3 protein-coding genes are annotated in these 1,742 nt (G+C 71.6%); all 3 read right to left on the bottom strand.

Features of this window, described 5'->3' with window-relative positions; all coding sequences use genetic code 11:
• Positions 1 to 396: amidohydrolase family protein (locus VGD44_RS13510; RefSeq protein WP_331087857.1), on the bottom strand; the 396-nt coding region annotated here is incomplete at its 3' end.
• Complete coding sequence (locus VGD44_RS13505) at positions 393 to 1,256, bottom strand: DUF1932 domain-containing protein (RefSeq protein WP_331087855.1); 864 nt, start codon at positions 1,254 to 1,256, stop codon at positions 393 to 395. The genes VGD44_RS13510 and VGD44_RS13505, both read right to left, overlap by 4 nt.
• Positions 1,253 to 1,742: PrpF domain-containing protein (locus VGD44_RS13500; protein ID WP_331087853.1), on the bottom strand; the 490-nt coding region annotated here is incomplete at its 5' end. The genes VGD44_RS13500 and VGD44_RS13505, both read right to left, overlap by 4 nt.

Here is a 1,742-nt window from a genome sequence, read left to right as displayed (position 1 = left end):
GCACCGCTCCAGCTCGGCGATGGAGTTCTCGATGCTGACGCCCGGCGACTGGGGCAGCTGGCAGACGCCCGCGAAGGTCTCGGGGAACAGCGTGGTCACCCGGTGGATCAGGTCGTTGCAGCGCCGCGTCCAGGCCTGGCTCACCGCCTCGTCGCCGACGTGGTGGGCCATGGTGGAGGCGCGTGGGCTGAAGATCGTGAAATCGGCGCCGCGTTCCCGGATCAGCCGCAGCTGGTTCTTCTCGATGGTCTCGCGAATCTCGTCGTCCGAGATCTTGGGGTAGGCCGGGTCGACGTCGCCGCCGGCCTTGAAGGCGGCCTTCTGGGCGTCGCGCCACTGGTCGTGCGGCGCGGGCGCGGTGGTGTAGTGGCCGTGGCAGTCAATGATCAGGGTCATTTGCGTTCCAGCCTGGCGATGACGGCGTCGAGCATGGCGATGAGGTCGGGCGAGAGCGCTGCGCGGTGGTCGGCGGCCCAGGCCTGGCGTTCGGCGATCGCGTGGCTCATGGGCGCGGGCACGCCGGCCTCCTCGACGGTGCGGGCGGCCTCGCGCATCTCCTCGGCGCGCCGTGTCCCGTGCTCCAGGCTGCGCGAGATCATGTAGTGGGCGGTCTTGTTCCAGTCCGGCAGCGGCAAGAGGTCGGAGAGCGAATCCAGCACCACCTGCTCCACGCCATAGTGGCGCGCCGCCAGCAGCGACTCGGTCAGCAGCGCCTCGACGCCCTTGATCATCACCGAGCGGCACAGCTTGGTCGCGGCGGCGCGGCCGACGACCGGCGAGTAGGCGACGGCGCCGTCGAACCCGAGACCGCCGGCCGCGGTGAGGAATGCTTCGGCGTGCGCTCCGCCCAGCAGCATGGGCGACGCAATGCGCTTCGGCCCGATCGGGCTCATCACGGCGGCTTCCACGTAGCGGCCGCCGTCGGACTCGACCACCTCGGCCGAAGCCGTCTTCTGGCCCGGCGAGCACGAGTTGAGGTCGAGGAAGAAGGCGTCCTTCGCCAGGCCCGGAGCCGCCGCGCGGGCGGCGTCGAGGTCCTGGGCGGCCGTCACGGCGCTGATGACGAGGTCGGCGCCTTCTACGGCGGCCGCGGCGCTGCCCGCGCGGCGGACGTCATGGCTGGGCAGGGCCCGGCTGGGCAGGCTCGTCGGGTCGGCGAAGGCGATGTCCCACGCGACCAGGTCGACCTTGCCGCGGAGGTCTCCCGCCAGCGTCTGGCCGACCTCGCCGAACCCGATGAGGGCGACGCGCTTCACGGCCCGCCCCACACGCTGGCCGGCACATAGACCTCGCCGCGCATCAGGCGGCGGCAGGTGCGCAGCAAGGCTGAGCGGCGCACGTTCAGCGCTCCGCGCTCGAACGTCACGTCCATGGCCACGGTGAAGAAGCCGGTCGGGTGCTCGACCTCGAGCGAGCCGGGATCGGACACCTTCGCGACATCGGCCGCGACCGAGCCCGGCATCACGCAGGCCGTGGCGACGCTGACGGCGCCGAATACGCCGATGGCCTCGTGCACCCGGTGGGGGATGAAGTTGCGGGTGCAGATCGCGCCGCCGTGCTGGGCAGGGGCGACCAGGCACATCTTGGGCACGGTCTTCCTGGCCACGTCGCCCAGGTTCATGCGCGGGCCGATCTGCAGCCGGATCGCCTCGACGCGGGCCTTCAGCTCCGCATCGGCCTCCAGCGCTTCCGGCGTCTCGTAGCCGGTCTTGCCGAAGTCGGCCGCGCGCATCACCACCACG

Origin of the sequence: Phenylobacterium sp., from assembly GCF_036402295.1 — a bacterium.
Taxonomy (GTDB): Bacteria; Pseudomonadota; Alphaproteobacteria; order Caulobacterales; family Caulobacteraceae; genus Phenylobacterium.
Note: the sequence above shows the minus strand (reverse complement) of the source record. Positions and strands in the feature narration are given on the sequence as shown.